This is a genomic window from Rhodococcus sp. 06-235-1A (genome assembly GCF_002258785.1).
Taxonomy (GTDB): Bacteria; Actinomycetota; Actinomycetes; order Mycobacteriales; family Mycobacteriaceae; genus Rhodococcoides.
Map to the genome: position 1 here is coordinate 147103 of NZ_NOYI01000008.1, position 26254 is coordinate 173356.

General features: G+C 64.2%; 24 protein-coding genes and 1 tRNA gene. 17 read left to right on the forward strand and 8 right to left on the reverse strand.

Annotated elements, in window-relative coordinates; all coding sequences use genetic code 11:
- The first annotated feature begins 75 nt into the window (after positions 1-75).
- The 4 genes from CH275_RS05715 (at position 76) to CH275_RS05730 (ending at position 3997) form a co-directional block, all read left to right on the forward strand.
- A complete protein-coding gene (locus CH275_RS05715) occupies positions 76-1857 on the forward strand; it encodes a putative bifunctional diguanylate cyclase/phosphodiesterase (RefSeq protein ID WP_094676065.1) in 1782 nt (593 codons plus the stop codon).
- A 32-nt stretch (positions 1858-1889) separates the two neighbouring features.
- Positions 1890-1963: transfer RNA gene (locus tag CH275_RS05720), tRNA-Gly, on the forward strand.
- A gap of 81 nt (positions 1964-2044) precedes the next feature.
- Positions 2045-2878, forward strand: coding sequence for a glycoside hydrolase family 16 protein (locus CH275_RS05725; RefSeq protein ID WP_094676067.1), 834 nt, complete (start codon positions 2045-2047; stop codon positions 2876-2878).
- A gap of 156 nt (positions 2879-3034) precedes the next feature.
- Positions 3035-3997, forward strand: coding sequence for an esterase/lipase family protein (locus tag CH275_RS05730; RefSeq protein ID WP_094676069.1), 963 nt, complete (start codon positions 3035-3037; stop codon positions 3995-3997).
- A 3-nt stretch (positions 3998-4000) separates the two neighbouring features.
- On the opposite strand, the gene CH275_RS05735 is transcribed toward CH275_RS05730, so the two are convergent.
- On the reverse strand, positions 4001-5188 hold the full coding sequence (locus tag CH275_RS05735; protein WP_094676071.1) for a PucR family transcriptional regulator: 1188 nt from the start codon (positions 5186-5188) through the stop codon (positions 4001-4003).
- A 225-nt stretch (positions 5189-5413) separates the two neighbouring features.
- On the opposite strand from CH275_RS05735, the gene CH275_RS05740 reads away from it, so the two are divergent.
- Positions 5414-7102 carry an aldehyde dehydrogenase family protein gene (locus tag CH275_RS05740; RefSeq protein WP_373453683.1) on the forward strand — a complete coding sequence of 563 codons (1689 nt, stop codon included), beginning with the start codon at positions 5414-5416 and terminating at the stop codon, positions 7100-7102.
- Between the two features lie 34 nt (positions 7103-7136).
- Positions 7137-8723 carry a GMC family oxidoreductase gene (locus CH275_RS05745; protein WP_094676073.1) on the forward strand — a complete coding sequence of 529 codons (1587 nt, stop codon included), beginning with the start codon at positions 7137-7139 and terminating at the stop codon, positions 8721-8723.
- Here the strand turns inward: CH275_RS05745 and CH275_RS29860 are convergent.
- A complete protein-coding gene (locus tag CH275_RS29860; protein ID WP_256990869.1) occupies positions 8710-9015 on the reverse strand; it encodes a hypothetical protein in 306 nt (101 codons plus the stop codon). The two genes, CH275_RS05745 and CH275_RS29860, sit on opposite strands and share 14 nt — an antisense overlap.
- Here CH275_RS29860 and CH275_RS05750 point away from each other — a divergent pair.
- From CH275_RS05750 to CH275_RS05760, 3 genes are all read left to right on the forward strand, one after another.
- Positions 8930-9583: a hypothetical protein gene (locus CH275_RS05750; RefSeq protein ID WP_306436937.1), complete on the forward strand. Its 654-nt coding sequence runs from the start codon at positions 8930-8932 to the stop codon at positions 9581-9583. The two genes, CH275_RS29860 and CH275_RS05750, sit on opposite strands and share 86 nt — an antisense overlap.
- Before the next feature lie 89 nt (positions 9584-9672).
- Entirely contained in the window at positions 9673-10143 is a 471-nt protein-coding gene (locus CH275_RS05755; RefSeq protein ID WP_094676077.1) for a hypothetical protein, read from the forward strand.
- Positions 10140-10805: a methyltransferase domain-containing protein gene (locus CH275_RS05760; protein WP_094676079.1), complete on the forward strand. Its 666-nt coding sequence runs from the start codon at positions 10140-10142 to the stop codon at positions 10803-10805. Before CH275_RS05755 ends, CH275_RS05760 begins: the two co-directional genes overlap by 4 nt.
- Here CH275_RS05760 and CH275_RS05765 read toward each other — a convergent pair.
- On the reverse strand, positions 10792-12108 hold the full coding sequence (locus tag CH275_RS05765; protein ID WP_094676383.1) for a hypothetical protein: 1317 nt from the start codon (positions 12106-12108) through the stop codon (positions 10792-10794). The two genes, CH275_RS05760 and CH275_RS05765, sit on opposite strands and share 14 nt — an antisense overlap.
- 79 nt (positions 12109-12187) lie before the next feature.
- On the opposite strand from CH275_RS05765, the gene CH275_RS05770 reads away from it, so the two are divergent.
- From CH275_RS05770 to CH275_RS29390, 5 genes are all read left to right on the forward strand, one after another.
- The gene (locus CH275_RS05770; RefSeq protein ID WP_094676080.1) at positions 12188-12985 is read left to right on the forward strand and encodes an S-methyl-5'-thioadenosine phosphorylase; all 798 of its coding nucleotides are present in this window, start codon (positions 12188-12190) and stop codon (positions 12983-12985) included.
- The gene (locus CH275_RS05775) at positions 12982-14040 is read left to right on the forward strand and encodes an NAD-dependent epimerase/dehydratase family protein (RefSeq protein ID WP_094676082.1); all 1059 of its coding nucleotides are present in this window, start codon (positions 12982-12984) and stop codon (positions 14038-14040) included. Before CH275_RS05770 ends, CH275_RS05775 begins: the two co-directional genes overlap by 4 nt.
- Positions 14033-14686 carry a glycosyltransferase family 2 protein gene (locus CH275_RS05780; RefSeq protein WP_094676385.1) on the forward strand — a complete coding sequence of 218 codons (654 nt, stop codon included), beginning with the start codon at positions 14033-14035 and terminating at the stop codon, positions 14684-14686. The genes CH275_RS05775 and CH275_RS05780 overlap by 8 nt, the downstream gene beginning before the upstream one ends.
- Positions 14683-15357, forward strand: a complete 675-nt coding sequence (locus tag CH275_RS05785) for a TIGR04282 family arsenosugar biosynthesis glycosyltransferase (protein ID WP_094676084.1) — start codon at positions 14683-14685, stop codon at positions 15355-15357. Before CH275_RS05780 ends, CH275_RS05785 begins: the two co-directional genes overlap by 4 nt.
- Positions 15358-15509: 152 nt before the next feature.
- Positions 15510-15671, forward strand: coding sequence for a hypothetical protein (locus CH275_RS29390; RefSeq protein WP_179276002.1), 162 nt, complete (start codon positions 15510-15512; stop codon positions 15669-15671).
- A 3-nt stretch (positions 15672-15674) separates the two neighbouring features.
- Here CH275_RS29390 and CH275_RS05790 read toward each other — a convergent pair whose 3' ends face one another.
- Positions 15675-16109, reverse strand: coding sequence for a MarR family winged helix-turn-helix transcriptional regulator (locus CH275_RS05790; protein WP_094676086.1), 435 nt, complete (start codon positions 16107-16109; stop codon positions 15675-15677).
- Positions 16110-16272: 163 nt separating this feature from the next.
- Between CH275_RS05790 and CH275_RS05795 the strand changes: the two genes are divergently transcribed.
- The 3 genes from CH275_RS05795 (at position 16273) to CH275_RS05805 (ending at position 19920) form a co-directional block, all read left to right on the forward strand.
- Complete coding sequence (locus CH275_RS05795; RefSeq protein WP_256990872.1) at positions 16273-17358, forward strand: DUF4185 domain-containing protein; 1086 nt, start codon at positions 16273-16275, stop codon at positions 17356-17358.
- Positions 17359-17381: 23 nt separating this feature from the next.
- Entirely contained in the window at positions 17382-18005 is a 624-nt protein-coding gene (locus CH275_RS05800) for a class I SAM-dependent methyltransferase (protein ID WP_094676088.1), read from the forward strand.
- Between the two features lie 79 nt (positions 18006-18084).
- A complete protein-coding gene (locus CH275_RS05805) occupies positions 18085-19920 on the forward strand; it encodes an acyl-CoA dehydrogenase (protein WP_094676090.1) in 1836 nt (611 codons plus the stop codon).
- 238 nt (positions 19921-20158) lie between these two features.
- Here the strand turns inward: CH275_RS05805 and CH275_RS05810 are convergent, their stop codons facing one another.
- From CH275_RS05810 to CH275_RS05825, 4 genes are all read right to left on the reverse strand, one after another.
- Complete coding sequence (locus tag CH275_RS05810; RefSeq protein WP_143546699.1) at positions 20159-21145, reverse strand: type IV toxin-antitoxin system AbiEi family antitoxin domain-containing protein; 987 nt, start codon at positions 21143-21145, stop codon at positions 20159-20161.
- 489 nt (positions 21146-21634) lie between these two features.
- A complete protein-coding gene (locus tag CH275_RS05815) occupies positions 21635-22126 on the reverse strand; it encodes a flavin reductase family protein (protein ID WP_068049175.1) in 492 nt (163 codons plus the stop codon).
- Between the two features lie 169 nt (positions 22127-22295).
- The gene (locus tag CH275_RS05820) at positions 22296-24593 is read right to left on the reverse strand and encodes a VanW family protein (RefSeq protein ID WP_094676094.1); all 2298 of its coding nucleotides are present in this window, start codon (positions 24591-24593) and stop codon (positions 22296-22298) included.
- Between the two features lie 229 nt (positions 24594-24822).
- Positions 24823-26127, reverse strand: a complete 1305-nt coding sequence (locus CH275_RS05825; protein WP_306436935.1) for a PucR family transcriptional regulator — start codon at positions 26125-26127, stop codon at positions 24823-24825.
- Between the last annotated feature and the right edge of the window lie 127 nt (positions 26128-26254).

Genomic DNA, 26254 nt, shown 5'->3' on the forward strand with positions numbered 1-26254 from the left:
TGAAGAGTCGGGAGTGGGGCACTGGAGAACAAGCGGACGCTCGAGGTTCTCGTCACCGGCGTCGCAACCGAACTCATGGGAGTCGATGCGGCGACGGTGCGCGAGGCCTACGGCTCCGTGCTGCGGCAACTCGTGGACTATCTCGGCATCGACTTCAGCTTTCTCAGGCACAACGACTTCGAGGCCAGGGCAACGGTGCTCAGCGCGGAATGGCCACCGCGATTGAACAGTCCCGACCCGGACCCGCTGGCCGTGGTGAAGTTCGACGACGCCGACTCGGTATTCCGACTGGCCGAAACACTGACCGAACCGGCAGTGTTTCGGCCGGACCCGGGTCAGGAGGGCTACCGCCGACGCGTCGAGCAGGGATCGGGATTCTCCGCGACCTCGATGGCCGTGGTGCCCCTGCTGCACTCGGGCCGAACCATCGGCATCCTGGGATTCATCAAGATCGGCGACCGAAGCTGGTCCGAGGCAGAACTGAACGCGCTCAAAGCAATTGCGGCTCTGCTGTCGCAACTGCAAGCGCGCGTGATCGCCGAGGAACAACTCCGATTCTCGGCACTGCACGATGGATTGACGACACTGCCGAACCGTACGGCCCTCAGCCGCCACCTCCGCGAGCGACTCGACCCGTCCATGCCGGGGCCCGTCGCAGTGATGCACATCGATCTCGATCGACTCAAAGCACTGAACGACTTTCTCGGACACCTTGCCGGAGATCGCTTCCTCCAGACCATCGCCGATCGACTCCGCAGCTTCGTCGGAGACTCGGCAGGCATCGTCGCTCGACTGGGCGGCGACGAATTCGTCGTCGTGCTTGCCGGACCCTGCTCGGCCCGCGTCGCGAGACACCACGCGGAGGTGATCGCCGACGCCATGAACGCACCGGTCACCCTCGGAGTCGAACGGATCAGCCGCAGCGCCAGCATCGGTATCGCGTTCGGTCAGCCGGGCCGGCACACTGCGGAATCGCTTCTGCGTCAGGCAGATCGAGCAGCTCTGGTAGCCAAGCGTGCGGGCGGTCACGACATCGCCCTGTTCACCGAAGAAATGCACGCGGACTCCGAGCTGCGCAACGACGTCGAGATTCACCTGCGCGACGCCATCGCAGAGGGCTCCCTGATCCTTCACTTCCAGCCCGAGGTGGATCTCGTCTCCGGTCGCATCACGGCGGTCGAAGCACTGGTTCGGTGGCAACACCCCACCCGCGGACTGCTACCCCCGTCCGCGTTCATCCCGGTGGCCGAGGAAACGAACCTTGCCGGCGAACTCGGCCGATGGGTCCTCGACCGCGCCTGCCGCACGCTCGCCGACTGGCAACGCGAAATCCCGGACCTCGACATCTCGATGCGCGTCAACATCTCTCCTGTCCAGCTCGTCACCAACGGCTTCGTCGGTGCCGTCGCCCGGGCACTGGACGAGTTCTCGATAGCGGGGCCCAAACTCTGTTTGGAGATCACCGAAGTGGCAGTGGTGCAGGATCTTTCTCGCACCCGAGTGACGCTGCGCGAACTGCGCGAACTCGGCGTCCAAGTGGCTATCGACGATTTCGGCACCGGCTACAGCTCCCTGTCGCACCTGAAGGAACTGCCCGTCGACGCACTCAAGATCGACCGCGCCTTCGTGACGGAACTGGGCAACGGGGCCACCGGCGACCTCGCCATCGTCCAGTCCATCATCGGACTCGCCGATGCATTCGGACTGAACATCATCGCCGAAGGGGTCGAGACGCAGAGTGCGCGAGTCACGCTCATCGAACTGGGCTGCACGCGTGCACAGGGGTATCTGTTCTCCAAACCGGTGTCGGCCGACGACGCCCTGACCCTGCTGCACGGCGTGCGAATCGGCATCTGAGCGCCCTGCTAATCTGAACACCGCAACAACACGCCGGTGTAGTTCATTGGTAGAACGCGACCTTCCCAAGGTTGAGAGGCGGGTTCGATTCCCGTCACCGGCTCCATCGAATGTCCCTCAGACCGTCCAATGTCGTTCAATACTCAACGAGCGCACGGTGTTCGGCGAAATCCGGCATCATGAGCGAATGAAAACGACCGCGATTCTCTGCGCAGTGCTGATGGCGTCCGCAGTCGTCGTCGCAGCGCCCGCACATGCGACGCCGGCACGAGCCCAGGCCTCGGGGACAGTCCTGTGGGAAGACCAGTTCAACATCAACGGAGCACCGGACTCCACCAAATGGGGATATCAGACCGGACGATGGGGAGCTGCGGCCGGAGAACAGCAGTACTACACGTCGGCGACCTCCAATGTGAACGTCTCCGGCGGATCGTTGAACATCACCGCACGCCGCGAGACTCCACCGGACGCGAAGCCTGCTCCGAACAACTTCACCAGCGCGCGCGTGGTCAGCATGTACAAGCAGACCGCGAAGGCTCCGGTGCGGATCGAGGCCTCGATCAAGATGCCGAGCGCGCAAGGACTGCTGCCCGCGTTCTGGACACTGGGAATGGAACCGGGCAACGAATACTCCTGGCCGCGACAGGGCGAGATCGACATCGTCGAGATTCCAGGACTGAACGGGCCTTCGTTCAATGTGCATGGACCGGCACAGAACAACCCCAATCAGGACATCAAAGGCGGCAGCGGAATCGGACCCGTCGCCAGCGGGTATCACACGTACCGGATCGACTGGTTGCCCGACAAAATCACCTGGTACGTCGACGGAGTTGCGCGCTTCACCGGCACCAAAGCCCAGTACGAAGGCATCGGCGGTAATTGGAACCCGTTCTCGGGCGCGTGGCCGCACTACTTGTTGTTCAACGTCGCTGTGGGCAACAACGGGGTGGGTCAGACGCCGACTTCGACGCCGTATCCACAAACCATGAATGTCGATTGGGTTCGCGTCAGCACCATCTGACCGCTTTCGCCCTGCCCGAGGCCCGGCCGTGACGGCCGGGCCTCTTTTATCTGCCCAATCGACACAATTCCGAGCGCAGAAAAAGAGATGTGACTTTTACAAGTAAATATGGCGATCCATAGGGACATTCCACAATTTCGGGAATAGCGTCGACGCATGCGCGGACAACGCCGAAGCCTGATCACCCTCATGACAGCCGTTACCGCTGCCGCTGCCCTGCTCGCACCCACTGCACATTCGGCACCGTTGATGCCCATCGCCGCCGCCCCCGAGCAACCCGATCACGCCGACGCCATCCGCTACGCGGCAACGAACCGCGACGCGGCTCCCCCCGGTGCCAATGACATGAGCTGTGTGCCCAGCGCCGTGCACCCGAACCCCGTCGTCCTGGTGCACGGCACCGACGCCACGGCGTACTCCGACTGGGCGGGCTTCTCACCGATACTTCGTGCGGCGGGATTCTGCGTGTTCGCCATCAACTACGGAGCATCTCCGGATGGCACGACCAATGGCTACGGTGTCATCGAAGACAGTGCAGCACAACTGAAATCGATGACGACTTCGATTCTCGAGGCGACCGGCGCGGCCGCCGTGGACCTGGTCGGATATTCACAGGGCGCCGCGGTTGCTCGATACTTCGTCAACAGGCTGGGCGGTTCCTCGGTCGTCGGTCGTTGGGTCGGCATCGCGTCGCCCACCTACGGAGGCACCATGTACGGGGTCGCCCCCGTGGTGCAGGCCGTGCCGGGTGCAACCGGTGTCGTCGCGGGTGAATTCGGTCCCGGGCTGGCCCAGCTGATGGCCGGATCGAGCTTCCTCGATCGTCTCAATGCAGGCGGTGACACGGTTCCGGGCGTCGAGTACACATCCATCGCAACCAGGGTCGACGAAGTGATCCAGCCGTATACCAATGCGCTGCTTCGGGATCCGGGAGCTCACAACATCGTGGTGCAGGACCTGTGCCCCGATACCGAGGTTGCCCACTTCACCTTCACCTACGATCCGACCGCGTTGCGCTTGGCACTCAATGCCCTCGATCCGGCAAACGCACGTCCTCCGAGCTGCGTTCCGGTACCACTGGGGTCCGGGATCCTGGACGTCGTCCTCGCCAGCCATTGATCCTCAGGTCAGGAGCTGGTGCGCCGTGAGCCCGACGTACAGTTCGGCGGCTTGAACAGGATCGCGAAAATCACGACCGGTCAATTCCGCTATTCGACGCAAGCGATACAACACCGTATTGCGGTGGTAGTGCAGAGATTCGGCGGCGTCCTTGGTGGAGCCGCCGCAGGAGAACCACGCATCCAAGGTGGCCAGCAGGCTCTGCCGTTCGGCCCGCGGTAACGCCAGTAGATCACCGAGTATCTGACGCGAGGCAACGCGACCCGATTTCGGATCGCGAACCAGCAGCAGCGCCACCGGCACGGAGTCGTATCGCACCGGGGTCGACAGCGAGGAGTCGGTGGAGCTACACGACCTCGCCAACCGCGCCTGACCGACCGCGTCGCCGATACCCGACGGGGACCGGAAGACCGAACTCACCCCCACCCGACCCGGACACATCTCGCCCAGCGTGATCAACGCCGAGTCGATCTCCGATTCGGTTGCCGCACAGATCAACCCGACGCTACCGTCCACCTCTGCATCCCACACCGATTCGGTTCCGGCCGCACGAAGACGAGCGGTCAGCCCGTCCAGTCCCACCGACGTGGTCAGCGGCTCCTGAGAGACCACCGCGAAGTATCCGTGATCCGGGATTCGAAACGCTCGCAGTGCGTCCGCTGCCGCAGTCGGGTTCGCCCCGTGATCTGCGAAGAGCACGCGAATGAGTCGGCCGCGAGCGTCGGCACTCTCTCGCGCGCGCATGTCCGCACTCTCTCGATAGGCCTCCGCGGCCTCATCGGAGTACACGTCCACCAGCGCCCACACCTGCGCGGCCATGTCGAGCAGTGCGTGACTCGCTCGGCCGTCCGAGCGCGTCATCAACTCGTCCCACACCAACCTGCCACCGAGCCGAAATGCGTGGAGCAAGGCCGCCAACGGCACCCCCTGCTCTGCCTTGAGTCGACCTGCGGCCTGCGCCGACTCGAGCTGCATGGGCGCGCGGCCGGAGAGCTTGCCCAACATCGACGCGAGATTGCTCCGCGACGCCTCGTACAGCTGCTCGGGAGTGAGCAACGTCGATTCGAGGTAGGCGTGCTCGGCACCCAGGATCCGTCGGACCAATTCGGCTGCCAGATCGTCGACGCTCTCGAGCATCGTCGCGGCCAGATCCGTCGGTGACGGATGCAGCTCGAACTCGGTCGCGGTCATGACAGAACTCTAGCCGCATCGGTGTAAGCCACGCCACAACAGAATTGTGCCGTGGCACAAACTGCCGCCTCCGATTGAGGCCCGTGGCCCATAGCGTCCCGAGTCCGAGTGCGACGACAATCACACTCGAAGCCGTGTATCCGAACGACGAGTGGAGCCGAGAAGTTGACCAGCGAAGCCACCCCACACCTGCATCCCGTCCCAACCCCCGGGTCCGATTCCCCGGTGGCCGTCGATGCCGCCCTCGCCGATCTGTCCCAGGGCGCTAAGAACTGGGGGCAGCTGACCCTGTCCGATCGTCGGGCTCTGCTCGAACGCATGCACGCGTTGACCACCACGCACGCGCAGGAATGGGTGACGGCGGCCACGTCGATCAAGGGTCTCGACGCCTCGTCCAGCCTCGCCGGAGAGGAATGGCTGTCGGGTCCGTACTCGTTCCTCGGCGCACTCGGCGCGCTCACCCACACACTCACGGCTCTGGAATCGGGTAAGAGTCCGCTGGCCGATGTGAAGTTCGGGACGGCACCAGGCGGGCGAACGACGGTGTCGGTCCTGCCGCTCAACATCTTCGACCGCCTGCTGCTGAACGGGTTCACCGGCGAGGTATGGCTGAAGCCCGGAATCGACCGTGCAACCGCACAGCGCACAGCAGGGCTCGCCCAGCTCGATCCGACCGACACGGGCGGCATCGGAGTCGTGCTCGGAGCGGGCAACATCACCTCGATCGCACCCCTGGACGCACTGTACGAGCTGATGGCCTTCAACCGAGTCGTCGCCCTCAAGCTCAACCCCATCATGGATCCACTGCTCCCGGTGTTCGAGAAGGTCCTCGCACCACTCGTGGACATCGGCGCGCTGCGCCTGCTGACCGGAGGGGCAGATGTGGGCACCTACCTGGTGCGGCACGATCGCGTCGACCACGTCCACATGACCGGTAGTTCCCTCACGCACGACGCGATCGTCTTCGGAACGGGTGCGGACGGGGCCGCGCGCAAAGCGTCGAACGACCCGATTCTCACCAAGGACATCTCCAGCGAACTCGGCGGCGTCTCACCCACCATCGTGCTTCCCGGCGAGTGGAGCCGCGCCGACATCGAATTCCAGGCCGAGCACGTTGCAACCCAACGCCTGCACAACAGCGGATACAACTGCGTCGCTTCGCAGGTCGTCGTGCTGTCCTCCGAGTGGAAGCAGCGCGACGAATTCATCGCCGCTCTGCGCGCGGCACTCGACCGCGCACCGGCGCGCGCCCCGTACTACCCCGGCAGCGACAGGCGGGTCTCCGACGCCACCTCCACGTACCCGACCGCCGAACGACTCGGCGACGGTGGTGGCCGAGTCCTGATCACCGATCTCAACCCCGGCGAATACGCACCACTGCTGCAGACCGAGTACTTCGCTCCGGTCATGGGTGTCATCGAATTGCCCTACAGTGGAGCAGCATTCGCGGCCAAGGCGGTCCAGGCTGCGAACGAGGAATTCACCGGCACGCTGGGCATCAACATCATCGGCACCCCGGCCACCATCAAGGGTCTCGGGGAGAAGTTCGACACCATGCTCGCGGAACTGCGCTACGGCACCATCGCCGTGAATGCGTGGACAGCGCTGGGATTCCTCACCGCCTCCGCCACCTGGGGTGCGTACCCCGGCCACACCATCGACGACGTGCAGAGCGGAATCGGCATCGTGCACAACGCACTTCTGATCGACGGTGCCGAAAGGACCGTGGTGCGCGGTCCCTTCCGACCGCTGTCGCGCTCGCTGGTCAACGGCGAACTGTCCATCTCGCCGAAGCCGCCGTGGTTCGTCACGAACAAGACCGCAGCATCGACCGGCAAGTTGCTGACCGCATTCGCGGGTGCACCGTCCTGGTCCAAACTGCCTGCGATATTCGCCTCCGCCCTGCGCGGCTGACACCTCAGCGCCCGCAACGACTTCAAGGACAAAGATGAGCTCACAGCACAAGACTGCCGACTACATCGTGGTGGGCGCAGGTTCCGCAGGCGCAGTGGTGGCCAATCGCCTCAGCGCCGACCCTCGCAACGAGGTGATCCTGCTCGAAGCAGGACCCGAGGACAAGAACAAGTTCGCCCACATCCCGGCTGCGTTCTCCAAACTCTTTCGCAGCGAGGTCGATTGGGACTATCTGACCGAACCGCAACCGGAGCTACGTGACCGGAGCATCTACTGGCCGCGCGGCAAGATACTCGGCGGATCGTCGTCGATGAACGCCATGATGTGGGTACGTGGATTCGCCGCCGACTACGACGAATGGGCCTCCCTGTCCGACGACTCGTGGTCCTTCCGTAACCTCGTCGGATACTTTCGCAAGATCGAGAACATCGAGGGCACAACAGCACTCGACGCGGGAACCGACGGCCCACTCATCGTCTCCCATCAGCGCAGCCCCCGCGACCTGACGTCCTCGTTCCTCGACGGCGTCGAAGAAGCAGGCTATCCGCTGGAAACCGCCAACCTGCCCGAGCCCAAGGGCTTCACCCGCACGATGGTCAACCAGAAGCGCGGAGCACGGTGGAGCACCGCGGATGCCTACCTGCGACCGGCGAAGAAACGCAAGAACCTCACCATCCTCACCGAGGCACACGCCACTCGCGTCTTGTTCGAAGGCAGTGCGGCAGTAGGCGTCGAGTACACCTCCGGTGGACAGACACACACCGTGCGCGCACACAAGGAAGTGATCCTCTCCGGCGGAGCCATCAACACTCCGCAGCTGCTGATGCTCTCGGGCATCGGCGACCAGGAACAGCTCAAATCCCACGGCATCGCCGTCCAACACCACTCGCCCGGCGTCGGGCAGAATCTCCTCGACCACCTGGCCGCCCTCATCGGCTGGAAAACAGAAAGAGACTCTCTCTTCCACGCCGAGAAGATCCCCGAGTTGGTCAACTACCTCACGCGCCGACGCGGCATGCTCACCTCCAATGTCGCCGAAGCGTACGGATTCATCAAGAGCCGAGAAGATCTTGCCCTGCCCGACGTCGAACTCATCTTCGGACCGGCACCGTTCTTCGACGAGGGACTCGTCGGCCAGGATTCGCACGCCGCGGTCATCGGCGCGGTACTCGTCAAACCCGAGAGCCGAGGCGAGATCACCCTCCGATCGGCAGACCCCCTGGCCAAGCCCATCGTGGAGCCGCGCTACCTCAGCGACCCCGGCGGCCTCGACCGAAAGGCAATGATCGAGGGACTTCGGGCATGCGTCGCGATCTCCGAAACCCCCTCGCTGAAGGGATTGCTCGGCGACGTCGTACGCCCCAGGGTGGCGTCGAACATCTCCCCGGCGGACTTGCTCACCGAAGCCCTGGAGCAGAATGCGCACACTCTGTACCACCCCGTGGGCACCGCCCGGATGGGCAACGACGCCGACAGCGTCGTCGATTCCGAGCTCCGGGTGCGGGGAGTCGACCGCCTTCGAGTGGCCGATGCGTCGATCATGCCGAGCATCATCCGCGGTCACACCCACGCGCCATCGGTGGTGATCGGCGAGCGGGCAGCGGACTTCATTCTTCGCTGACGTGACAGTGAACATTCGGAAACTTTCCGGTTTGCCAGTCCGGTTTGTCGGGTAACAGGTTGTCACGCTCCCAGCAGGGATCGAGATGTAACCCATCCGCTCGGCAAGCAGCGCCGAATGACCCACAACGCTCGAGAGACGAGCACGGAAGGTTGACCGACATGTTCACTGTTCGTAAAGCTTTGGCCGCCACCGCAATCGGTGCAATGACCATTGTCCCGCTTGCCGCTTGCTCCAGCGAGGAAGCTTCCAGCACCGTCGACGCAGCCACCTCATCGGCATCGTCGGCCATGGAAACCACCGAGAGCACTCCCGAGCCCGCAGCCGAGGTCGCCGACCTCAGCAACGGTGTCGATACTGCGGTTGCTCTCGATCCCGGCTTCTTGGGCGCACTGACCACCCTGGGCCTGACGCCCGGCGTCGTCGGAACCGCTACTCTCGCAGACGGTTCCATCCGATTCCCGATCACCGGCGGAGACGTCAAGTACTGGGAGCCCGGCACGGTGGATCCCTACGTCCAGGGCGAGATCAACCACGACGGCAGTGGCCTGTCGCTGACCGCAGGCGAGACCGTCGTCGAGCTCACCAACTTCGACATCGACCCGGGCACTTCGCTTCTCACCGGTGACGTCCTCGTCAATGGCGAAGAAGCTGCTGCGGACGCAGTCCTGTTCGATCTCGACGGCCGCACCCTGCAGCCGCTGGCGACCGGACCCGACAACACCGCAATCCTGCAGGGCACCCAGGTGAAGATCTCGGAGACCGCCGCCGGACTGCTCAACAGCACCTTCAACACCGATGCTGTGACCCCGGGTCTGCTCGTGGGCGTTGCGACCATCACGGTGAAGACCGCCGCGTAACAGTTTCCTGAACCCGTGCGCGGGAGCACACCGTGAAAGACGGTGGCTCTCGCGCACAGGTGTTTGCATCGCACGGTCAGGAGCCGCGAGTGAAAGCATTCACGAAAATCTATGGCGGGCATCCGCTTCACGCGGTCGGCCTCGTGCTGTCATTTGGGTTGGTCGGGTATGTCGTGGCAATCGCGGGCCCGCTGACGCTCTGGAACAGCAACGTCTGGTGGCAGTCCATCGTGGTGTGGTTCTTCGGCTCGGTTCTGCTCCACGATGTCGTGCTCTATCCGCTCTACTCGCTGACCGACCGCATCATCACTGCCACAGCCGCTCGACAACCGGCCGTCTCTCCGGTCAACTACATCCGCGTTCCGGCTCTCGGAACGGCACTGACGTTTCTGATGTTCTTCCCCGGGATACTCTCCCAAGGCACGGAGTCGTACCGGGCAGCAACCGGGTTGACACAGGAGCCTTTTCTCGGACGTTGGCTCGCTCTGACCGCCGTGTTGTTCACCGTGAGCGCCGCCGCTTACTTCAGTCGAATGATCCTCGTACGGAGCCGAGCATGAGCGTCACCGCCGATACACTGTTCAACCGCGCAGCAGCCGGACTCCCTTGCTGGATCGGCGATTTCGATGGCAGCAGGGAGCAACTTCCCACCGCACGCTGGATGGGTGGGGATGCCTCGTCTGCAGAGGATCGCCGCGCCGACGACGCCATGATCAGTCGATGTACCGGCTCCACCATCGATCTCGGCTGCGGACCCGGACGACTCACCGAAGCTCTCGCCCGACGAGGCCTCTCGGCCCTCGGAGTCGACACTTCGAGGGCTGCGGTCGATCTCACCATCGGCCGCGGTGGCAACGCCGTCCTGAGGGACCTGTTCGAGCCCCTTCCCGACACCGGCAACTGGTCGTGTGTACTGCTCGCTGACGGAAACATCGGCATCGGCGGAGACCCGGTTCGGCTGCTACGCCGCGCCGCGGACCTGCTGGCACCGCACGGATCCGTCATTGCCGAGGTGGATGCACCGAGCGACTACGGAATTCGGCACCGCACCGTACGTTGGGAGACCGACACCATGGTCGGTGACTGGTTCGCGTGGTCGAGTGTCAGCGCCGACGCCACCGCGGACCTCGCGCAGGCCGCAGGCCTTCGGATGATCGACGTGGCGCCGATCGACGGCCGCTGGTTCGCACAGATGACGCCCGCCCCGCTCACCAATTCGTGAACAGCAGATGATTGATCGCCAACGCACCGATCACCTGCAGCGCCAACCAGAAACGATGCGTCCGCGCAGGCAACACCGCAGGCGCGATGAGCATCCACATCGCGAACGGCAACCAGATTCGCTCGGTCTCGGCCTTGCTCAGCTGACTCAGATCCGCCATCACCACCGCGGCCACACCGCCGATCACCAACAGGTTGATCGGCTCGACACGCGTGAGAATCCGCGGGAACGCCGCGGGCACAGCGATACCCAGCGCGCAGAACAACGCCGCAAAGTTCGCCCAACCCCAGTACTCGAACGGGCGATCCTTGGCGATGCCCTGGTAGTAACGCTCCTGCACCAGTTCGTAGCCGTCGTACCACCAGAATCCGTAGGCCGTGAAGATCCCCGCAACGATCAGCGCCCCGATCAACGCGCCCACGAACGGCAGAATCTTTCGCCCGGCGATCAACACCGCCACCGCGGGAAGGCCCATCAGTACCAGACCGTAGTTCAGGTAGATCCCGAAACCGAGCAGCACTCCCGCACCGATCGACGCAGGCCACACGCACCGCTTCGTGGAGATCGCCAGCAGTGCAATGCCCCACGCGGCGACGCCGGCGTAGAACGCATCGGCCGACACGGCGATCCAGATCGCCGCAGGAGCAACCGCCACGAACGGTGCTGCGCGCCTTGCCATGTCCTCGTCGCCCAGCACCCGAACGGTGAGCACCACCGCGACCGCTGCGCTCGTCCCCACCAGTACACACAGCGTCGCTGCCCAGGCACCCCCGCCGAGGCCGAGACGGTCGAGCCAGACGAACGTCAGCAACGCGCCCGGCGGATGTCCCGAGACGTGCGTGGTCCACGAATCCGCCTGATAGTCCAGGATTCGCTCGGAGAAGCCGCGCAGAGTCGCAGGGATATCGGTGATACCCGGAACCTCGTGCAGGTACTCGTCCGTCGATGCGAGTCGATCGACGAAACCGCGCTTCCACCCGTCCACCATCGCCAGCGCCATCGTCCAGACCGCCGACGCGCCCCAGACGACAAACAGCAGGCGCGTCCACGGCAGCCGGCGAGCCACCGTGGGGCCCCACAGCACGGTCGCCGCAGCGATGAGGACGGCACATGGAGTACCCCAGCCGAAGTGGACCTCACGGAAACCGAACAACGGTGCGGCGTCGGCGAAATCGCGCACCTGCTGCGGTGTTCTGTTGATGATGGGGGTGACGACTTCGTTCCCCAGATACGGAACGACGAACGCGACCGCGACGAGCACGACGGCCAATGCACCGGCGACGGCTTCTCTCCAGTAACGGATAGTGTTTTCTCCCTGCGAACCTCGAGACGAACACGACTTCGGAACAGCATATCGACCGGCAGTGATGGAGGATGAGCAGATGAACAACGACGGGCAGGGACGGGCCGAGATCGCCGTCATCGGCGGCAGCGGTTTCTACTCGTTCTTCGGCAGCGATGCCGAAGAGGTGGTACTCGACACTCCCTACGGTGCACCGAGTGCTCCGATCACCTTGGGCGAGGTGGAGGGTCGCCAGGTCGCGTTTCTCCCCCGACACGGACGCAGCCACGAGTACTCCCCGCACACACTGCCGTACCGAGCGAACATGTGGGCACTTCGGATGCTCGGGGTGAGTCGAGTGTTCGCCCCGTGCGCCGTCGGATCACTCGTTCCCGAGTACGGCCCGGGCACCGTCGTCATTCCCGATCAACTGGTCGACAGAACGTCGGGGCGGGCGCAGACCTACTTCGACCAGGGTGGAATCCATGTCGAGTTCGCCGATCCGTACTGCCCCACGTTGAGGAAGTCCGCGGTGCAGGATTCGGCGATCGACGGCGGCGTCATGGTGGTCGTCGAAGGGCCGCGGTTCTCCACCCGCGCGGAAAGCCAGTGGTTCGCCCGTCAGGGTTGGACGCTGGTGAACATGACCGGTCACCCCGAAGCCGTTCTGGCCCGCGAGCTCGAACTCTGTTACGCACCGATCGCGCTGGTGACCGATCTGGACGCGGGCATCGAATCCGGTGAGGGCGTCAGAGCCGTGGACGTGTTCGCGGAATTCCAGAAGAACATCGAACCGCTCAAAGCACTGGTGCGAGCCGCAGTTCGGGATGCTCCCACCGGCGAGTGCCCCACCTGTCGCGTGCACACCGGGCTCACCCTGCCGATCGAGCTGCCATGACCCGGGTACTGCTCACCGGCGCGGCCGGGTTCATCGGCGGCCATATCCTCGACGCCGCACGCGATTCCGATCTCGAGGTCGTCGCCGTGGACGCCATGCTGGAATCGGCGCACGGCCCCGACGCCCGCGCCGATGGGATCGTCGATCTCGATGTGCGCGACAAGGAAGCACTTGTCGAGGTACTGCGCGGAGTCGATGTCGTGTGCCATCAGGCGGCCGTCGTCGGAGCAGGCGTCGACGCCGCGGATGCCCCGGCCTACGCCAGCCACAACGACTACGGGACGGCAGTTCTGCTCGCAGCGATGTACGAGGCGGGGTGTTCACGACTGGTTCTCGCCTCGTCGATGGTGGTCTACGGCGAAGGGCGGTACATCAATTCGTCGGGGGAGACCGTCGTTCCTCGGCCCCGCTCCCGCGCCGACCTCGACGCCGGCATGTTCGACAACCGCGATCCGAAGTCCGGTGAGCCACTCGGTTGGCTTCTGGTCGAGGAGGATTCGAGACTCGAGCCCAGGAGCACCTACGCAGCCAGCAAGCTTGCGCAGGAGAATTACGCCTCTGCCTGGGCGATTGCGACCGGCGGATCGGTGGTAGCACTGCGCTACCACAACGTCTACGGCCCGCACATGCCGCGCAACACACCGTATTCCGGTGTGGCAGCGATGTTTCGATCGTCCCTCGAACGCGGACAGGCACCGACGGTCTACGAGGACGGCAAGCAGGCGCGCGATTTCGTGCACGTTCACGACGTAGCAGCGGCGAACATCGCCTCGATCTCCGCCGACGTGAACGGCTTCACCGCACTCAACGTGTGCTCGGGCCAACCGATCACCATCGGCGAGGTCGCCACCATCCTGGCCGATGCACGCGGCGGACCGACCCCCGAGATCACGGGCCGATACCGGGCCGGCGACGTCCGACACATAGTCGCGAGTTCCGCACTGGCCGAAAGGACTCTGGGGTTCCGCGCGAAGATCATGCCTCGCGAGGGTCTCGCAGCATTCGCCGACGCACCCTTGCGTGACGCCGAAGGTGCAGGCCCACCCCGTGTCTGAGCCGCCGTCGGTCACCGTCGTCATTCCCTGTATGAACGAGGCCGAATCGCTTCCCGCAGTGCTCGAGTCGGTACCTGCGGGTTATCGAACGATCGTGGTGGACAACAATTCGACCGACGCCACCGCCGCCGTGGCCGCCGCCCACGGGGCCGCCGTGGTGTCCGAGGCCGTGCCCGGTTACGGAGCGGCCGTGCACGCAGGGGTCCTCGCCGCCGAGACCGACATAGTCTGTGTTCTCGACGGGGACGGTTCGATGGATCCACGCGACCTGCCGAGGCTCGTGCGGGCACTCGATCACGCCGACCTCGCCGTCGGTCGACGCCGACCGGCCAAGGGAAGCTCGCCACTGCACGCCCGGATCGGCAATGCCGTTCTGTCACTACGGCTTCGGACCAAGTACAAGTTGCCGGTACACGACCTCGGAGCCATCCGAGCGGTGCGCCGGCAGGCACTGCTCGACCTCGACGTCGCCGACCGCCGATCGGGCTACCCGCTGCAACTGCTCGTGTTGGCTGCCGAAGCCGGGTGGACCGTCGTCGAACACGACGTCGACTACCGGCCGCGAACGGCAGGCACGTCCAAGGTCTCGGGCTCGATGAAGGGCACGATCGTCGCCGTACGGGACTTCTGGAAGGTGCTCTCGTGATCGTCACCGCTCTCGTCGTCGCCAAGGCCCCCGTACCAGGGCTGGCCAAGACACGCCTCGCCGCCACGATCGGCGACGACGCCGCCGCCGAACTGGCCGCGGCCTCACTGCTGGACACCCTCGATGCCGTCGCGGCGGCCGACGTCGATCACCGCGTCGTGGCCATCACCGGCAACCTCGCCGACGCGGCCCGCGCCGAGGAACTGACCCGGGCGTTGGCGTCGTTCACGGTGATCGCGCAGCGCGGCGACGGACTGGGTGAACGACTGGCGAACGCACATGCAGACGCAGCCACCGCCGGGGCGGTGTTGCAGATCGGTATGGACACTCCCCAGGTCACTGCGCAGTTACTGTCCGAGGCGGCCGCGCAACTCGGCAGCAGCGACGTGCTCGGATCGGCCGAGGACGGTGGCTGGTGGGCGTTGGGCCTGCGCAACCCCGCCATGGCGCGCGCCCTGCTCGACGTGCCCATGTCTGCACCGTCGACCGGCCTCGACACGCACGCCGCCCTGACCGCCGCGGGAGCGTCGCTGACAATGCTCACGGAATTACGGGATGTCGACTTCGAGGACGATCTCCTTGCGGTATCGCCCGCGTGCGCGTCGGTCAGTCGTTTTCGCATCGCCGTCGAAAGAATGCGATCGAAACCTGACTTCGGGTCCGTTACGTGAGGTTTGTTTTTCCGTCGAAAGCTCCACATTTGTTGTGAAACAAGCCGCTTCGGGCTGCCGGAGCTACTCGTCGGATATCAATATCGAATCGCAACAAAGCCGAATCACCGTTTCACGGCGGTTTCACAGACTCGAGTGCTAGAAAGTGTGGCATGACCTGGTTGTGGATAGGCGTCACCGTTTGGATGGTGTGTGCGGCAGTTGTCGCCGCGGTCCTCGGTCGTGTCGCGCGCCGGGCCGATTCGGAGGAGTTGGGGTCGACCCTGCACTGGGACATCGATGCCCTCGATCACGAAGTCCACTACGAGAACTGACGTTCAGTCGACCTGTTCGACGATCTGCGTCAGAATGCGCGCCGCCGCGGCCAATGTCTCCCGCTGCTCAGGCGTCAACTCGTCCAACTGCTCGGCAAGCGCGATCTCCCGAGCCGCGACCTCTTCTCGCGCGGCCGCCGTCCCCGTATCGGTCAACTGCAGAACCACCTGCCTGCCATCCGTCGGATGCGGCACCCGGCAGATCAGACCCGACTCCACCAGCGCGTGCGAGGACCTCGACACCGACGGCGGCTTGATTCGCTCCCGTACGGCCAACTCACCCGTCGTCATCGACCCCTCACGCAGCAGCGTCGTCAGAATCGACAGCTGAGCGACGGGCAATCTGTCGTTGGAATGTCGCAGACGCAGCCTCCGATTCAGCCGCATCGCGCTGACGGACAAATCCCTCGCCAGCCGGGAATCGGGTAGATCACTCACGGTGTCCAGATTACGACACCGAGGTGCATTTGCCCGATCCTGAAGAAACAGCGGTCGACTCAATCTATTACCGCTCGAACAAACCGCTGATATGGTTCCTGGGATTGCCGGCGTGTGAAATAGAAATCGGGGGAATGTCTTGAGTCGCGTGGGTTCCAGAGCAATGACCGTTGCCATCATGACCGTGGCGGCGTCGCTGCTGGTCACAGGGCCCAACGCACTCGCCAATCCCAATGCGGTCAATCCCATCGCCGGGCTCAACGGCACGTTCGGGCTGCCGCAGCTGCACGGTCGAGCGCTCGCCGTCGCGCAGGTGACCGGCATGTCGAGCCCCAACAACACTCAGAACGTGAACATGATCGGCACCGATCTCGGCATCATGTGGGACAACGGCCGCGGCGAGGTATTGACGGCGTTCGGCGACACTGCCGGGCTCGGCTTTCCCAATCTGCTACAGGGCAGCCTGTGGTCGTGGCGCAGCAATGCCATCGTCCGCAGCACCGACCGCAACCTCGCCGACGGGATGAACTTCGACAGCGTCGTCCTCGACCCACTCGGCCAGACCAAAGAGGTCGTCCCGAGCCCCAAGATCCCTTTCGTCGAGATCAGCCGAATTCCGACCGCAGGCGTGGCCGTCGGTGACAGCCAGTACCTGAACCTGATGTCGGTGAAGAACTGGGGCCCGGCGGGCACCTGGGAGACCAACTTCTCCGGCTTGGCCGTCTCGAACGACAACGGTGAGAACTGGGCAGCGCTACCGGACACCCAGCGGCCGAGCGTCGGCGGCGACCGCAATTTCCAGCAGAGCGCGTACCTGAAGGACGGCGGCTACGTCTACCAATACGGCACTCCGCCGGGCCGCTTCAATCTCGGCCACGTCGCTCGCGTCAAGGAACAGGACATCGCGAAGCTCGGCGAATACGAGTACTGGACCGGGCAGGACTGGAAGAAGGGCGACCCGGCTGCGGCCGCACCCATCGTCGACGGCGTCGGAGAACTGTCGGTCGCCTACAACGCAACCCTCGGCCAGTACCTGATGATGACGACCGACAACGCCAACTCGATCGTGCTGCGTCGGGCACCGTCGCCGGTCGGTCCGTGGAGCCCGCCCGAGGTACTGGTCGACACCCGCGAGGTCAGCTCCATATACGCGCCGTACATCCACCCGTACTCGACGGGACGAGATCTGTACTTCCTGGCTACGGTCTATCAGAACTACAACGTTCTCCTGCTGCACACGACGCTGTAGCAGCTCCCACTAGGCTACCCCCGATGGACGCCGCAGAGTGGGATCGCAAATACGGACGCCGAGAACTCGTCTACGGCGAGGCTCCGAATGCCACGTTGGTAGAAGTCGCGACGACGCTGAAGCGTGGTCGCGCACTGGATCTCGCGTCCGGTCAGGGTCGAAACGCCATCTGGTTGGCCACCCGAGGCTGGACCGTCGACGCCGTCGACTTCTCCTCGGTGGCCTTGACGAGGGCGAGTCAGGTCGCCTCGACTGCACCCACCTCCGTTCGCGAGCGCCTGACCTGGGTCCACGCCGATGTGACGCAGTTGTCAACAGAGCCCAACTATGACCTGGTTCTCATGTTCTACCTTCACCTGCCCCCGAACGAGCGGCGCACGGCCGTATCGACGGCAATTTCCGCGCTGAAACCTGATGGAATCCTCATGATTCTCGGGCACCACGCGGCGAACATCGAATCCGGCGTCGGCGGTCCACAGGAAGTCGAAATCCTCTACACACCAGAGGATTTGGTGTCCGACATCGACTCGCGACTGGCCGTCGTGACCGCCGAGAAGCGGTACCGAGACGTGAGCGGCGGCACAGCGATCGACGCACTGCTACTGGCGAGTAGGTCTCCCCTTGGCAGCAAACCGGATCGAGGGTAATATCCCTTAAGTTACCGACGAGTAGCTAACTTGGGCGGTACTTACGAGACCGCACCACCGACTGGAGAGCGAACGAGCAATGGGCCATTACAAGAGCAACCTTCGGGACCTCGAGTTCAACCTCTTCGAGCTGTTCGGCCTCGACGAGACACTCGAAGGCGACAACTTCGGCGACATGGACGGCGAGGTCGCCCGCGACATGCTGCGCGAGGTCGTGCGCCTGGCCGAGGGCCCGCTGGCCGAGTCCTTCGCCGACGCGGACCGCAACCCGCCCGTCTTCGATCCCGAGACCCACAGCGTCAAGCTGCCCGAATCCTTCAAGAAGTCGTTCAAGGCGCTCTTCGACGGTGAGTGGTGGCGCGTCGGCCTCGACGAGGAAATCGGCGGCACTCCAGCTCCCCGCAACCTCCTGTGGGGCATGAACGAGATGCTCCTCGGCTCGCAGCCCGCAGCGTTCATGTACTCCGCAGGACCCGGCTTCGCGAACATCCTGTACCACAACGGAACCGACGAGCAGAAGGAATGGGCCAAGGTCATCGTCGACCGCGGCTGGGGTGCCACGATGGTGCTCACCGAGCCCGACGCCGGATCCGACGTCGGCGCAGGCCGCACCAAGGCCATCAAGCAGGACGACGGCTCGTGGCACATCGAAGGCGTCAAGCGCTTCATCACCTCTGCCGTCTCGGACGACCTGTTCGAGAACATCTTCCACCTCGTTCTCGCTCGCCCCGAAGGTGCCGGACCTGGCACCAAGGGCCTGAGCCTGTTCTTCGTACCGTCCGTACTCTTCGACTTCGAAAAGGGCGAACTGGGCGAGCGCAACGGTGCCTTCGTGACCGGCGTCGAACACAAGATGGGCCTCAAGGCCTCCACCACCTGTGAGCTCACCTTCGGTGGCCACGGCGTCCCGGCCAAGGGCTGGCTCGTCGGCGAGGTCCACAAGGGCATCGCGCAGATGTTCGACGTCATCGAGCACGCTCGAATGATGGTCGGCACCAAGGCAATCGGTACTCTTTCCACCGGCTACCTCAACGCACTCGGGTACGCGAAGGAGCGCGTCCAGGGCGCAGACCTGACGCAGATGACCGACAAGACCGCGCCGCGCGTCACCATCACCCATCACCCCGACGTCCGTCGTAGCCTCATGCTGCAGAAGGCGTACTCCGAGGGCTTGCGTGCGGTGTATCTCTACACAGCCGCACACCAGGATCCGATCACCGCGAAGCAGGTCTCGGACGCCGACGCAGACATCGCGTACCGCGTCAACGACCTCCTGCTGCCCATCGTCAAGGGCGTCGGATCGGAAATCGCCTACCAGGTTCTGGCCGAGTCCCTGCAGACCTTCGGTGGCTCCGGCTTCTTGCAGGACTACCCGCTAGAGCAGTACATCCGTGACGCCAAGATCGACTCGCTGTACGAAGGAACCACCGCCATCCAGGCGCAGGACTTCTTCTTCCGCAAGATCGCCCGCGACCGCGGCGTAGCACTGGCTCACGTTGCCGGACAGATCAAGTCGTTCATCGACAGCGAGGCAGGCAACGGCCGCCTCAAGGCCGAGCGCGCACTGCTCGCCACCGCCCTCGAAGACGTGCAGGCCATCGTCACCTCGATGACCCAGCACCTCATGGGTGCACAGGACCAGCCCACCGAGCTGTACAAGGTCGGCCTGGCATCGGTGCGCTTCCTGATGGGCTTCGGCGACCTGCTGATCGGCTGGCTGCTGCTGCGTCAGTCCGAAATCGCCATCACCGCACTCGACAACGGTGCAGAGGACAAGGAGAAGGCGTTCTACGAGGGCAAGGTCGCAGTGGCCTCGTTCTTCGCCAAGAACGTTCTCCCGCAGCTCACCGCGACGCGAGCAATCCTGACCAACATCGACAACGACATCATGGAACTGGACGAAGCAGCGTTCTGATCCACTGACATTGCAACGGCCGCACCTGTTCTCGGGTGCGGCCGTTGTTCTTTGTGAGCCGGGTGTGGGTTGGTCGCCTGTGCTGCCGCAAATGCGCGCGCGTTTGTCAGAGGTGCGGGGTCACGAGCCCCCGGCCGTCGCAAACGCGCGCGCGTTTGTCAGAGGTGCGGGGTCACGAGCCCACGTCCGTCGCAAATGCGCGCGCGTTTGTCAGGTGCGCGCGAATTCTGCCAGATTGTCAGGCAATTTCGCGCGCGTTCGGCAAATGCGCGCGCGTTTGCTGGCCAGTCGATGTACTTCGCGCGCTCCCCAGCGGTGGCGGCAGGGCAGCAGCCCGCTCGACGGCTCGGGCCACGCGCGCCACCAACTCTGCAGGATTCGCCAGATCTGCCCAGGTCCAACGCACCACGGGATAGCCGAGATCGCGCACCGCGTCCTCCCGAACCTTCTCCCTGAACACCACGTCGCCGGGGTTCTCATCCTGCCGCAGGTACTTGGTGTACTTGGCTTTACCATCGAACTCGCAGACGACGACCCCATTGACCAGCCAGTCGATCCGCGCCAACAATCGCCCATCCGGATCCAGGATCTCCACCTGCGGCTCCACGTCGAATCCGTTCTCGCGCAGTATGATTCGACTCTGAGATTCGCCAGGGTTTTCGCTGCGTCCGTCCATGAGGTTCACGGCTCGTCGCGCCTGCGCCACACCTTTCCACCCCCGAGCCCGCTGCAACTCGGCATCGAGCTCCCTTCGATCGCAGCGCTTCAGAGCCACGTCACCTGCAATGACCGCAGACGGGAGCGTCTCGGTTCGAGCGAGGTCGACCACCGTCCGAGCCAGAGAGGTCACCGAGATACCGTCGACTGTCGCGCTCGACACCGACGGTGCACAGTGCACGGTCACCGCCGCGTTCGTACGACCGCCGCCGCGTCGGTGTCGAGTGACGTGAACCCTTTCGAATCCGCCAGTGGGTAAGGGCAATCCGTGCAGTAGCGCAGCCGATCGGTGACTGACGACGTAGTCCTCGGACAAGACCGGCAAAACAGCATCGATCAAGAGTCTGTGCCGTTCCTGCTCGGTGAGGCCGGCCAGCCTCGACGACGGAACGTAAACTCCGTTCACCAGCCGCTCCCAGCCACCGCGTTCGTAGAGCGCACGCAAATCGTGATCGGCGCTCCCGTCTGCCAGCGCCTCGGAGCGTCGAATCATTCGGTCGTCCTTCATTCTCCGAGTCTCGGCCATGCGTCGACAGAGTCGAGCTCGAAAGTTGCCGACTGTGCACAACTTCGGGCCTGTGGATGAATACAGGTACCGGCGTACCAGTTCGCCGTGCCGTCGGTCGCGCAAACGCGTGCGCATTTGTCAGGTGCGCGCAGAATTGCCCACGATCGAACCACTATTTCGCGCGCGTTCAACAAGTGCGCGCGCGTTTGCGAAGCAAGCGGAGCTGGGGTGAGCGAACGAGCGAACGAGCCCACACCGCGCAAGTCGCCGCCGCACCACCAGTCGAGCCGACCCGGCGAAGCGTCGGCGACCGACCTCACGAGACACGGTCCGACAAACGCGCCCGCATTTGTCAGGAGCGCGCAGAATCGCCCACGATCGGACCACTATTTCGCGCGCGTTCAACAAGTGCGCGCGCGTTTGCGAACACCGAAGGGGCGAGCGGGCGACTGGCGATGGGTGAACAGACCGAACGGAGTTCAGCAGCAGCTATTGCTGCAGTTTGCGAAACTTGCTGCCGTGGAACACGATTGGGTTCACTTCGCTTTGCACGTCCAGGGAATGTATGCGTAGCAACACGATTGCGTGGTCGCCTGCGGGAATTTGCTGCTCGATGGTGGTGTCGAGCCACGCGGTCGCACCCACGATGAAGGCGGCTCCCCCGTCGGTGACGGTGAGATCGAGACCGGCGAACCGGTCACCGGTCTTGGCCGCCAATGTACGAACCGCATCGTTGTGCGCCTCGCCGAGAACACTGACGCCGATGTTCGGTGCCAATTCGAGTTTCGGCCAAGTCGTCGACGTGTTCTGGATACACACCGCGACGAGTGGTGGATCGATGGATACCGATACGAAGCTGCTGGCCGCCAGACCCACCAGAACGCCGTCGATCTTCGCAGCGATGGCCACGACACCGCTGGGAAACTGCGCGTACGCCTCGCGCAGCGTCTGCTGATCGAGGACGGTACGTGTGAGCGTCATGGCCGAAGCTCCCTTTCGATCTAGTGGTGCAGTGGAAGCACCTGTGCTGTGCAACCCCCGCACGGGCACATTCATTTCGAGCAACACCTACTTCAAGCAAACACCCGATCGGGCGTCGACGCCACAGTCCGAATCCGCGTGATTCGAACTCGGCCCTCGTTCTCGGGCTTCACTCGTCCGGTTCCGGTTCCGGCGCAGCCTCGGGTCGGGGTGCCGGAGCAGGATCCGGCCGGTCCGGCTGGACGCACTTCACGATCGGGATCGGGTCGTACTTCACCGTTCTTGTGTTTCGCGACAATTCCCTGCCCGACGCGGCATCGCTGATCACCCGGGTGTCGCTGGCCGTGAATCCAGGGCCTCCGCCGGATGCGACGCAACCTGCACCTGCGGGCAGTGTCACGGTGTTCGGCGAGGTGGGGTTGGTTCTCGACCCGGTGATCGATTCGACGTCGACCGTCTTGGTACCCCACAGCCGAACGGTGACGCTGGACGAATCGGCGAACGATTCGACGACCACGCCGGTGTCGTTGGGATTGGTGAACTTCAGGTCGATGGCACCCTCGAAGACGGTCGCTTCGCGGGCCTCCGGGTATCGGCTGATGTAGTAGCTGTGCTCGGTGTGGTCGGTGTCTTCCATGCCCGCGAAGTAGGACGCGTTGTACAACGTCGTCGCGAACTGGCTGATGCCTCCGCCGACGGCACGATCGGGTCGACCGTTGTCGATGATTCCCGACTCGACGAAGCCCTGCGCCGTCCCTCGCGGACCGGTGTACCCATTGAGCGAAAAAGTTTCCTTCGGCTTCACCAGCGCACCGTTGACGATCTGCGCGGTCAGCCCGATATTGACGCCCGACGCGTACTCGAACCCGCCGGTGGTGTACTCGGCGATCACTTCTCGCACACCGAGATTCTGCGCGGCCTCGGTGGTCAGAGCGGGCGGAGCCGGTTCGTAGATCGCCTCGGTGGTGCGGGGCCCATCCGCGGACAGGAGGGCGGGCAACTGCTCGAGAGTCTTGCGCCACTCCACCAGCTCGCCCGACACCCCGGGCACGACGGTCGGAGCACCGCCGGAGAACGTGAACGACGCGTCCTTCGGCGGCACCTCGGTGCGTACGAGCTGCGGTGCCAATATCCCCGTGGCGACATCGGTGTCGTAGATCGGAGTCAAGCCGCCCTGGCCGTCCGGATCGAAGCGAAGTATCTCGCCCACTCGGTCGGTCGGCAGCGTCGCATCGACGTTCTCGCGACCGGCGACGATCACCGGTGCCTCGACAGCGGGAACCGCGATCTCGGCGAAGGCTCGATCCACGGCTTCCTGGGTCACTGTGACGGGGGTGGACTCGTAGAGCACTTCCGTTGCGCCCGATGCCCATTCGGTCTGCAGGTTTCGACGCGTCCCGTCGGCATCCAGCACCCGGCCGGCCAGCGGAGCGACAGCAACCGGGTTGACACCCTCGAACACGACGTCACCTTCGACGGGAGCACGATCGGTCTCGGCCCGTAGTCCGTCCACCGCCACGTTCAAGGCCTGCTCGTCCGTGGTCGATACGACGCCGATCTCGCGGCTACCGAAGAAGGACGTCAGCCGGGTGAACGGATTGATCGGCTGGGATCCTGCACGGTCGAGCGTCGCGTTCCAATCCACACCGAGACCGGCAGCAGCCGGAAGTACTTCGACCTGCCGATCGCCGACATCGACCTGGAGAGGCTGCTCGGCCCGAGGACCGAGTTCGGAGCGCAGCACGGCCTCGGCGTCGGAGTGACTCCTGCCGCCGACGTCGATTCCGGCGACCGTGACACCACGCGGCACACGGTCGCTCGAGGTGATCCAGTCCGCGGCATACAGCAGCGACAGAACGGCTACCACGGCACCGGTGCCGATGGCGATCTTCCGCCACGGCGGTGTGAAGCCGGCTTCGCCTTCTCCATTAAAACCACCATCACCGGGAGGAACAGAAGGCGGTTCCGCAGGCGACCCGGGCTGCTCGAAAACAGCGTGCGCCGGATCGACACCCTGCGCCGAGACAACGGACTGCGCTGAGACAACGGGCTGCGCCACGGTCGGAGACTCGTCCGCGACCGGTGTCTGCTGCACGGGCGAGGTCGACGAATCGGACTCGACTACTGCGTCCGTCGAACCGGCGGATGCGGCGAACTCGGTGGTCGCCGAAGCCTTGTCGGTGCTCGACTCCGCGGTTACAGCGTCATCGGTAACGGTGTCATCGGCAGCAGCATCATCGCCAGCGGTGTCATCTTCGACAGATGCGGAATCGTCCTGCGCGACGCGGGCCTCGTCGCTGGGCTCCTCGACATCGGGCTCGGAATTCACCGTCGAGTCGTCGGGCGCATGATCGGTCTCGTCACCGACCGCCTCGAAGACCTCGGTGGGAGCGTCGTACGGCGGTACGTCGGGGTTCGGTTCATCGCCGATGGGCGCATCACCCGACCTACTGTTGCCCTCGCTCACGTTCGACCCTTCCAGCACCAGCGTCTGATGTAGTTCCGCCCTTCTTCATGGCGTACCCCTCGCACGAGCTTACGCAAACCGAATGGCGACGTTCATCTCGGAGATGTTCGGTATCCGAACGAGAAAGGCCCCGTGCTGCTGCCGGGTCGGGGGTCAGGCAGCAGCACGGAGCCAACTGGAATATAGACACTCTCCGACTGCGCGTTACACCGAGTCGAAAAATGTTTCGTCAATTCATTCGGATGAATGATCCGGCGGGCGTCGAACTGTCACCATCTCCGACGGCCCTGGTCCAATGTCCCGTCCTGACCAGGGCGAGAGTGAGCAGGAGCCGGTCACGTGGATCGGTCAGACTATGACCGGTCAACTCCTCGATCCGACGGACGCGGTAGATCACGGTGTTGCGATGGCAGTAGAGCGCCTTCGCGGCGTTGGTGGGCGAACCGTCGGAGGCGAGCATGTGAGCCAACGTGTCGAGCAGGGTTCCTCGATGCGGTTCCGGGTGCGTCCACAAGTTGCCCAAGGCATGGCGCACGAGCAATTCCGACGATTGATCGTCGGCGGCCATGATCACTCGCGGCAATCGTTCCGTCGCCAGTGCCACGCCGCTGTCCTCGCTGATGGTCTCGGCAGTCAATGATGCGAGGCGATACGCCGCCGCGAAGGACGACACACCCTCCGGCGAATGCGCCACACCGACGGGACCGACGGCCTGCGCGGCGAGCGCGTCGACGACCGAATTCCACGATCCCGTACCGAGAGCGACAAGGGCGAACTGGTGACCGTCCCGAGTGTTCCAATGTGAGACCGCGCCGATCTGATCCAATGCATCCTCGGGCGCTGGAAGTGGTGGCGATCCCTGATCGTCGAGCGGCCCGACCACACAGGCGATGGGCTGCGACGCCGAAAGGCCAAGGGTGGCACGGGCTTCGATGACGAACGCGGGATCCCCGCCCCGCCCCGACCGGAGGCCGTCGAGAATCTCCAGAACGTTGGCGATGTCTCGCTGCTGCATCCGAGCGCTTTCTTGGCGGTATGCCTCGACGAGAGTCTCGTACTGACTGTCGAGCGCCCGCCACAACTGCTGACCGGCCACCAGAAGCAGATGCTCGTCGATTCTGGACCGGCATTGCTCACGCTCGAGCATCAACTCCTCCCAGAGTGTTCGACTGCCGAGCGTGTATGCCTTGAGTACCAACTCCATCGGAATACCCTGGCGAGCACGCTCCCTGCCGGTACGACGCCACACCTCACGGGTGTTGTCGTTCGCGGCCGGCAGCCCCGACAGCGTACGAAGTCCCTGATTGATGTGCTCGCGAGTACTGCGCCGGATCTCACCGGCAATGTCGGGAGCGGAACTGGCCAGATAGCCGGGTTCCTGCTCGATCAACGCCAGCGTGATGGAGTCTGCGATCGTGTCCGCCCGTGGACTCAAGGCGGCCCACGCACTCCGAATCTTCTCCTGGTCCGCGTCCGTCACCGCTCCGCGAGCAGCGGAACGCGTCGAAGCGCGTCGACCATCGGGAGCACCCACCCGCACAGTTTTGCGCACAGAGCCCACATCACAGGGCGATTTGACCGGTACTGGTGCCCAGCGACCCAAAGATTCTGTGCGCAGCGCCCATATCGCCCGTTGTGCGCGACGCACCATAGTGAACGCA

Coding starts and splice junctions, on each gene's coding strand:
- CH275_RS05715 (WP_094676065.1), top strand. CDS start 76: ATGGGAGTCGATGCGGCGACGGTGCGCGAGGCCTACGGCTCCGTGCTG.
- CH275_RS05725 (WP_094676067.1), top strand. CDS start 2,045: ATGAAAACGACCGCGATTCTCTGCGCAGTGCTGATGGCGTCCGCAGTC.
- CH275_RS05730 (WP_094676069.1), top strand. CDS start 3,035: ATGCGCGGACAACGCCGAAGCCTGATCACCCTCATGACAGCCGTTACC.
- CH275_RS05735 (WP_094676071.1), bottom strand. CDS start 5,188: ATGACCGCGACCGAGTTCGAGCTGCATCCGTCACCGACGGATCTGGCC.
- CH275_RS05745 (WP_094676073.1), top strand. CDS start 7,137: ATGAGCTCACAGCACAAGACTGCCGACTACATCGTGGTGGGCGCAGGT.
- CH275_RS05750 (WP_306436937.1), top strand. CDS start 8,930: ATGACCATTGTCCCGCTTGCCGCTTGCTCCAGCGAGGAAGCTTCCAGC.
- CH275_RS29860 (WP_256990869.1), bottom strand. CDS start 9,015: ATGGCCGACGATGCCGATGAGGTGGCTGCGTCGACGGTGCTGGAAGCT.
- CH275_RS05760 (WP_094676079.1), top strand. CDS start 10,140: ATGAGCGTCACCGCCGATACACTGTTCAACCGCGCAGCAGCCGGACTC.
- CH275_RS05770 (WP_094676080.1), top strand. CDS start 12,188: ATGAACAACGACGGGCAGGGACGGGCCGAGATCGCCGTCATCGGCGGC.
- CH275_RS05775 (WP_094676082.1), top strand. CDS start 12,982: ATGACCCGGGTACTGCTCACCGGCGCGGCCGGGTTCATCGGCGGCCAT.
- CH275_RS29390 (WP_179276002.1), top strand. CDS start 15,510: ATGACCTGGTTGTGGATAGGCGTCACCGTTTGGATGGTGTGTGCGGCA.
- CH275_RS05795 (WP_256990872.1), top strand. CDS start 16,273: ATGACCGTTGCCATCATGACCGTGGCGGCGTCGCTGCTGGTCACAGGG.
- CH275_RS05800 (WP_094676088.1), top strand. CDS start 17,382: ATGGACGCCGCAGAGTGGGATCGCAAATACGGACGCCGAGAACTCGTC.
- CH275_RS05805 (WP_094676090.1), top strand. CDS start 18,085: ATGGGCCATTACAAGAGCAACCTTCGGGACCTCGAGTTCAACCTCTTC.
- CH275_RS05810 (WP_143546699.1), bottom strand. CDS start 21,145: ATGAAGGACGACCGAATGATTCGACGCTCCGAGGCGCTGGCAGACGGG.
- CH275_RS05815 (WP_068049175.1), bottom strand. CDS start 22,126: ATGACGCTCACACGTACCGTCCTCGATCAGCAGACGCTGCGCGAGGCG.